Raw genomic sequence first — 6,688 nt, 5'->3', positions numbered from 1 at the left:
TCTCCAGACTCGAACGAGGGCTCACCCGCGACGACGATCTGGCCCACGCCTACCGCGACTGGATCCAGACCGCTTGACAGCAATAGGAGCATCAGTGGGCCCCGGCCCCAGCGCCACCCTTTCGCGTGAACCACCGAAGGGAACGCGCGCCTCAAAATCGAACAGGCGTATCATTGATGCGTGGCTACGACCTATGATTTCCCCAGTGATCTCCTCGCCGGTCAGGAGGAACTGCATCAGGTCCGGTCCGAGCTGTCGGCCCTGCTGAAGAGGCTTCCCTGGTCCGTCGAGCCGCTCGACGGATTCAGCGACGACAACGGCTGGCGCAAGATCGAACGCCCGGCCTCGCCCGGCTGGTCGGCGGACGAACAGGCCGAGGTCGAGAAGCTCCGCCGGCGCGAGCGCGAGCTGGCCGTGTTCGTCAGCACTCATCGGTACTGGTCGGAGATAACCGGCCCCGACCAGGTGAGCGCCAGATCGGAACTGAAACGCACCCACGAGGTTCCGCTTCCGAAGCCCCCGCCCGGGGACGCCTGAGGAGCATCGCCCGGGCGGGGCTCGTGAGGACTGCCGGGTCAGTCCTCGCCGAGGAGCGTGTTCATCTCGGTGATCTCGGCGTTCTGTGCGGTGACGATGTCCTCGGCCAGGGCCTTGGCGGGGGCGTAGCCGCCCTTGGCCTTCTCGGTCCCGGCCATCTCGACGGCGCCCTCGTGGTGCTCGACCATCATGGTCAGGAACTTGGTGTCGAACGCCCGGCCCGAGGCCTTCTCCAGCTCCGCCATGTCCTGGCCGTCCATCATCCCGGGCATGCCCGAGTGCGCCGAGTGGTCCATGCCTGGCATCGAACCCGTTGACCCCGTCGACCCGGTCGGCTGGGGCACTTCCTCGCCCCAGGCCGTCAGCCAGCCGGTCATGGTCGTGATCTCCGGGTCCTGTGCCTTCTCGATGCGCGCGGCGAGGTCCTCGACCTCGGCCGACGCCGACCGGTCGGCGGCCAGCCGGGCCATCTCCAGCGCCTGCCGGTGGTGCGGGATCATGCCCTGCGCGAAGGCGACGTCCTGGGCGTTGTGGGCGTTCTCGCCGGACTCGTTCCCGGCGGTGCTTCCTGCGCCGGAGTCGGCGTCGGCGTTCGCGGACGGGGAGCCGTGCGGACCTTCGTGGCCGTTGCCGCCACCGTCGCCCCCGCAGGCGGCGAGGACGAGGGCGGCGGTGGCCGTCGCCGCCACCAGCGCGGTACGGCGAGTAAGGGTACGGATGCTGTTCATGGGTGACTCCTGCTGTGAGGGGGATTGACACATGCCGGTGCACCGCGCCGCGCTCGGGCGGCGTGTGTGCGGGAGTGGTGTGTCTAAATCCGCAGGAGTTGGAGTTCGGCGAGGGAGGGCGGTGCCCGCGCACCGTCCGGCGCGTCGGCCGCGTATGCGCGGACGATCCCGTCGCCCACGACGACGGGGACCGGGTCGGGAACAGGCGCCGGCAGCACCGGCCCGTCACTCACCGCGCCGGACGCGCACACCGCGTCGGCGTGCTGGAGATGTCCGCCGCCGCAGGAGCCGTCGTTCTGCGAGCACCCGGCGTGCGCCGTGTCGACGGCCATCGACGCGGACAGGACTGACGGGGTTGACGGGGTTGACCGGGTTGACGGCGGCGCCGAAAGCGCTGAGGACGCCGACGACGCGTGGGGATGCCGATCGGTGTGCTCCGGGAGGCCGCCGCCGGGAGCGAGCCCGTGCATGCCCATCAGCCCGGCGAGCAGCCCGAGCACGCGCACGGCCTGCCACCACCGCGCGGGCGGCCGCTGGACGTGCTGCTCGGAACTCCTCACGGACCTCATCCTAGGGAGAGCACGAACCACCGCACGCGAAAGGCCCCCGGAAGATCTCCGGGGGCCCGCACCGACGACACCGGCGCCGGTCCTGGTGGGCGCGGACGGTTTCGAACCGCCGACATCCTGCTTGTAAGGCAGGCGCTCTACCCCTGAGCTACGCACCCAGGACGAGTGGACAGCCTACATGGCCCCGGGCACCGCCCGGCAAACGTGTTGGCGCCGTACTCCGGCCGGGGCGGGGGTTAACCCCACCCTCGATCCGGTAGTGGCCCGGATCCCCCCGGGCGCCCGTGCTCCGTACGGTCGAAGAGCCTCGTCGAAAAGGGTGTCTCCGGCACTGCGGAGGGTCCGGGCGGGGCACCTCGTCGTCCGTTCCAGGGGGAGACCGTCATGCCCGCCCGTACCGTTCCCGTCCGCGCGTTCGCCGCCGTCGGCACCGTCGCCGTTCTCGTCGCGGGCCTGAGCGCCTGCGCCTCCGCCTCGGACGACAAGGAACCCGAGCACCGGTCGTTCGCGCTCCAGGGCAGCACGCTCACCGTCGACTCCGGCGACTCGGCCCTGGAGATCGTCGCCTCGGACGACCAGGCGTCCGGGGAGATCGAGGTCACCCGGTGGTTCTCCGGGTCGGTCGCCGTCGGCTCGGATCCCGAGGTGACCTGGAAGATGGACGGCGACAGGCTGGTGCTGCGGATGCACTGCTCCGGCGTGATCGCCGACTGCGCGGCCAAACACCGCGTCGAGGTTCCGCGAGGCATCGCCGTCAACGTGAACGACGGGGACGGCAGCGTACGGGCACGGGGGTTCCGGGACGCGCTGAGCATCCGCACGGGCGACGGGTCCGTGCACGTCACCGACTCGACCGGACCGCTTGAGGTGCGCACCGGTGACGGGTCCGTGCGCGCGGAGGTCTCCTCCCGTCGGGTGAGCACGCACACCAACGACGGCTCCGTCCGTCTCGAACTCGGCACCGTCCCCGACCTGGTGGAGTCCCGCAGCGGCGACGGCTCCGTGACGATCACCCTGCCCCGGGCCACGTACAAGGTGTCGACGAAGACCGGTGACGGCGGGGTCGACGTGTCCGTGCCCCGGGACGGTGCGAGCGCCCACGTGGTGGACGCCCGCACCGGTGACGGCAAAGTCACGGTCCGAACCGCGAACTGACTGGCCCGTGTGTTCGTTCCTTACGGGTGGGAGAATGAACCCGGGCAGGACGGACGACACGGGAGAGGGATGTGACGGCGACACCATCGCAGCCGTACTCGCCGATGGTGGCGCGCGCCCGGCGCCTGCCGCACCGCCCCTACCGCCGCCCCCACCGCCGCCCGCCCGGCGCGGTCCGTGACACGCTCACCCTGATGGGCCTGCCGCTCCTCGCCGTGCTCGCACTGCCCGCCGCGTTCGCCGGGGGCGGTACGCGGCGCTGGTTCGGCGGGCGGGCCGAGAGCCAGCGGGCCGAGGCCCAGACCGCGAAGGACGACGCGGCGGCCGCGTTCTACGAGCTGGACACCGCCCAGCGGGACCTGCGGATCTCGATAGAGACGATCGCGGCCGTCGACTCCTCCCCCGCCGCCCGGCGCGCGGTCACCGACTTCGAGGCACTCGGCCGGCGCATCGACGAGGTCAGCCACCAGTACATCGGCGCCGTCGATGCCCACGACCTGGACCGGGACGACCTGGAGGCCTCGGCCGCCGCCCAGGCCCGCACCGAACTGTCCGCCGCGAAGAACGAGCTGGGCCGGGTCAAGCAGGAACTGGACCGCTTCGCCGAGGGCCTCGGCCCCCTGCTCGGCAAGGCCGAGACCCAGCTTGCGCGGCTGGCGCCCGCCGTCGAGCGCGCCCGGCAGGCTCTGCTCGCCGCCTCCAACGCCCTGGACGCCGCGCGTGGATCCGGGCTGAAGGCGGACGACCTCGCCGCCCGGCTCGCCACCCTCGGCCCGGAGCTGACCCGGCTGAACCAGGGCGCGGGACAGCACGGAGTGCCCCAGACCCTCGAGCGGGCCGAACGGGTCACCCGCGAGGCCGAGGCGGTGCGCGCCGAGGCCGATCGGCTGCCCGAACGCGCCGCCGAGATCAGCCACCGCCTGGTCTCCCTGCGCACCCGCGCCCAGGCCCTGACGACCCGCACCGAGCAGGTCGAGCCGGTACTGAGCGAGCTGCGGCGCAGGTTCACCGCCGCCTGCTGGCAAGATCTCCAAGGGGTGCCGGACCAGGCCACCGAATCGGTCCGGCAGGCGGAGCGGAAACTCGCCGAGGGGCAGACCGCCCGCGACGAGCAGCGCTGGCCCGACGCCACCGCCCTGCTGTCGACGGTGCGAGCCCTGCTGAACTCGACCGACGAGGCCGTCTCGGCGGCCGGCGACCGGCTGCGGCAGCTCAACGCCGTGCAGAAGGACCCGCAGCAGGAGATCGAGCGCACCCGCTTCGCGATCCGCGACGCCCAGCGCCTGGCCATGGCCGGACGCAACACCCCCGACCCCCGTCACGCGCGCCCACTGGACGACGCCGTGGCCCGGCTGGAACAGGCGATCACCACGCTGGAGGGCCGGCACCCCGACTACTGGCACTTCCTGACGGAGACGGAAGCGGTCCGGCAGACGGTGGCCCACGTGGTCACCCAGATCCGTGAGGAGCGCGGGGGAGGTCACTGACCGGCGGGCGCTCCCCGTCACCGACCGGCGGGCGTCCCCGTCACCGGGGAGCCGGTGGCGACGGGTTCTCCGCCGCCGGGGTCGGCCGCCGACCGCGCCGGTTAACCTGTGCGCATGCCTCGTTACGAGTACCGCTGCCGGAGCTGCGGCGACACCTTCGAACTGAGCCGTCCCATGGCCGAGTCCTCCGCCCCCGCCGCCTGTCCGGCGGGCCACGACGACACGGTGAAGCTGCTGTCGACGGTCGCGGTCGGCGGCTCGGCCTCCGCTTCCGCGCCGGCCCCCTCGCCCGGTGGCGGTGGCGGTGGGGGTGGCGGCTGCTGCGGTGGCGGCTGCTGCGGCTGAGGTCAGCTCCCCTCTCACCTCCCCTCAGCTCCCGAGATAGCGCAGCACTGCCAGCACTCTGCGCGAATAGCCCTCACCTCCGGACAGTTCCAGCTTGTCGAAGATCGCGTTGGTGTGCTTCTCCACCGCGCTCTGCGAGATGTGCAGGCGACGGGCGATGGCCGCGTTGGTGTGGCCCTGCGCCATCTCGGCCAGCACGTCCCGCTCCCGCACGGTGAGCCGGGCGAGCAGGTCGGTGTGGGTCGTGCGGCCGAGCAACTGACGGACGACCTCCGGGTCGAATGCGGCGCGTCCGGCGGCCACCCGCTCCAGCGCGTCAAGGAACTCGTCGACCTGGACCACCCGGTCCTTGAGCAGGTATCCGACTCCTTCCGTCTCTCCGGTGAGCAGCTCGGTCGCGTACCGCTTCTCGACGTACTGCGAGAGCACCAGCACCCCGACCTCCGGCCAGCGCCCGCGTATCTCCAGGGCCGCGCGCAGGCCCTCGTCCGTGTGCGTGGGCGGCATCCGGACATCGGCGACGACCACGTCCGGCGGATCCTCGGCGACCGCCTTCAGGAGCAGCTCGGCATTGCCGACGGCCGCGAGCACCTCGTGGCCCTCTTCCGCCAGCAGCCGCACCAGCCCCTCCCTCAGCAGGGTCGAGTCCTCGGCGAGGATCACCCGCATGGCAGCTCCGCGGCCACGAGGGTGGGCCCGCCCGGCGGGCTGACCACGCTGAGGCTGCCGTCGAGGGCGGCGACGCGCCGGGCGAGCCCGAACAGTCCGCTGCCGGCGGCGTTCGCCCCGCCGCAGCCGTCGTCCCGCACGCTCACGTACATCCGCTCCTCCTCCGCTCTGACGGCGACGCTTATACAGGTCGGCGCCGCGTGTTTGACCGCGTTCGTGACCGCCTCGCAGACCACGAAGTACGCGACGGTCGCCACGGCCTGCTCGGGCTCGTCGGCGAGGTCGTACTCCACCCCCACCGGCACGGACGCCCGCTCGGCGACCGTTTCCAGGGCCGCGCGCAGCCCTGCCTCGTCCAGGGTGGTCGGATAGATCCGCCAGGCCACCTCGCGCAGTTCGTCCAGGGCATGGCGGCTCTCGTCGTGTGCCTGGCCCAGCAGCCGGTTCCGGCGGTCGGCGTCCTGACTGCGGCGGGCCCGGCCGAGCAGCATGCCGAGGGCGACGAGACGCTGCTGCACACCGTCGTGCAGGTCCCGCTCGATGCGGCGCCGTTCGTCGTTCACCGCGTCGACCACCGCGGCGCGGCTGGCGGACAGCTCGGCGATCCGTCGCTCCAGCTCCTCCTGGTGGCGAGGGCCGAGGAAGTGACGGGCGAGCTGCCCCTCCAATCCGACTACGCCGAATATTCCCTGCACGGCGAGGAACACGAGAAAGAAGCCGCCCAGACTGCTCAGGACGAACGAACCGGGGTTGCGTATGCCGTCCAGCAGGAGCCAGCCGTATATCCCGAAGGTGCCGTACCCGAGGCCGATGGCGGCCGTCAGCATCACCACCCCGCCGAGGACGCCCAGCGCCCAGTGGCAGGCCACGTACCGCAGCGCCCGCACGTCTTCGTACGCGGGTGTGACGCGCAGGTCGAGCCACATTCCCAGCCGGGCCCGCTCCAGCTCCGCCAGTATCCGCGCGCTCGCGAGGACCGGGCGCAGCACGGCACGGCGTCCTTCCGGCCAGGCCGCCACCGGCAGCAGGGCCGCGCCGGCCAGCAGGGCGAAGAGCAGCTCGACGGCGGCCGCGGCGGTCCCCATGATGAGGCCCACCCCGCACCGCACTACTCGTCGCACCATTTCTCGCATGATCGCGAGGCTAGTCGGGCGCGGTAGTGGCGCACACTGCGGAAAACCGCAATTCCCGCTTGCGG

The 6,688-nt window shown here is 72.1% G+C and carries 8 protein-coding genes and 1 tRNA gene; 4 read left to right on the top strand and 5 right to left on the bottom strand.

Annotation, left to right across the window (positions count from 1 at the left end):
* Positions 1-180 precede the first annotated feature (180 nt).
* Positions 181-537, top strand: a complete 357-nt coding sequence (locus tag KUM40_RS10280) for a hypothetical protein (RefSeq protein WP_217165333.1) — start codon at positions 181-183, stop codon at positions 535-537.
* A gap of 38 nt (positions 538-575) precedes the next feature.
* Here KUM40_RS10280 and KUM40_RS10275 read toward each other — a convergent pair whose 3' ends face one another.
* From KUM40_RS10275 to KUM40_RS10265, 3 genes are all read right to left on the bottom strand, one after another.
* Positions 576-1,265 carry a DUF305 domain-containing protein gene (locus KUM40_RS10275; protein ID WP_217165331.1) on the bottom strand — a complete coding sequence of 230 codons (690 nt, stop codon included), beginning with the start codon at positions 1,263-1,265 and terminating at the stop codon, positions 576-578.
* A gap of 83 nt (positions 1,266-1,348) precedes the next feature.
* Positions 1,349-1,834, bottom strand: coding sequence for a DUF6153 family protein (locus KUM40_RS10270; protein WP_217165329.1), 486 nt, complete (start codon positions 1,832-1,834; stop codon positions 1,349-1,351).
* Positions 1,835-1,917: 83 nt separating this feature from the next.
* Positions 1,918-1,992: transfer RNA gene (locus tag KUM40_RS10265), tRNA-Val, on the bottom strand.
* A gap of 226 nt (positions 1,993-2,218) precedes the next feature.
* On the opposite strand from KUM40_RS10265, the gene KUM40_RS10260 reads away from it, so the two are divergent.
* The 3 genes from KUM40_RS10260 to KUM40_RS10250 all read left to right on the top strand — a co-directional run bounded on the left by KUM40_RS10260 (position 2,219) and on the right by KUM40_RS10250 (position 4,821).
* Entirely contained in the window at positions 2,219-2,989 is a 771-nt protein-coding gene (locus KUM40_RS10260; protein ID WP_217165327.1) for a DUF4097 family beta strand repeat-containing protein, read from the top strand.
* 71 nt (positions 2,990-3,060) lie between these two features.
* Positions 3,061-4,476 (top strand): hypothetical protein, encoded by a 1,416-nt coding sequence (locus tag KUM40_RS10255; RefSeq protein ID WP_217165324.1) that lies wholly within the window; start codon positions 3,061-3,063, stop codon positions 4,474-4,476.
* Positions 4,477-4,590: 114 nt separating this feature from the next.
* Complete coding sequence (locus KUM40_RS10250; protein WP_217165322.1) at positions 4,591-4,821, top strand: zinc ribbon domain-containing protein; 231 nt, start codon at positions 4,591-4,593, stop codon at positions 4,819-4,821.
* A gap of 24 nt (positions 4,822-4,845) precedes the next feature.
* Here KUM40_RS10250 and KUM40_RS10245 read toward each other — a convergent pair whose 3' ends face one another.
* Both KUM40_RS10245 and KUM40_RS10240 read right to left on the bottom strand, forming a co-directional pair.
* Entirely contained in the window at positions 4,846-5,490 is a 645-nt protein-coding gene (locus KUM40_RS10245; RefSeq protein WP_217165321.1) for a response regulator transcription factor, read from the bottom strand.
* A complete protein-coding gene (locus KUM40_RS10240) occupies positions 5,481-6,623 on the bottom strand; it encodes a sensor histidine kinase (protein WP_217165319.1) in 1,143 nt (380 codons plus the stop codon). Before KUM40_RS10240 ends, KUM40_RS10245 begins: the two co-directional genes overlap by 10 nt.
* Positions 6,624-6,688 lie beyond the last annotated feature (65 nt).

The sequence above is a fragment of the Streptomyces sp. AC512_CC834 genome (assembly GCF_019049325.1).
Classification (GTDB): domain Bacteria; phylum Actinomycetota; class Actinomycetes; order Streptomycetales; family Streptomycetaceae; genus Streptomyces.
The sequence above is the reverse complement of the archived record's forward strand: the minus strand, read 5'-3'. Positions and strand labels throughout refer to the sequence as shown.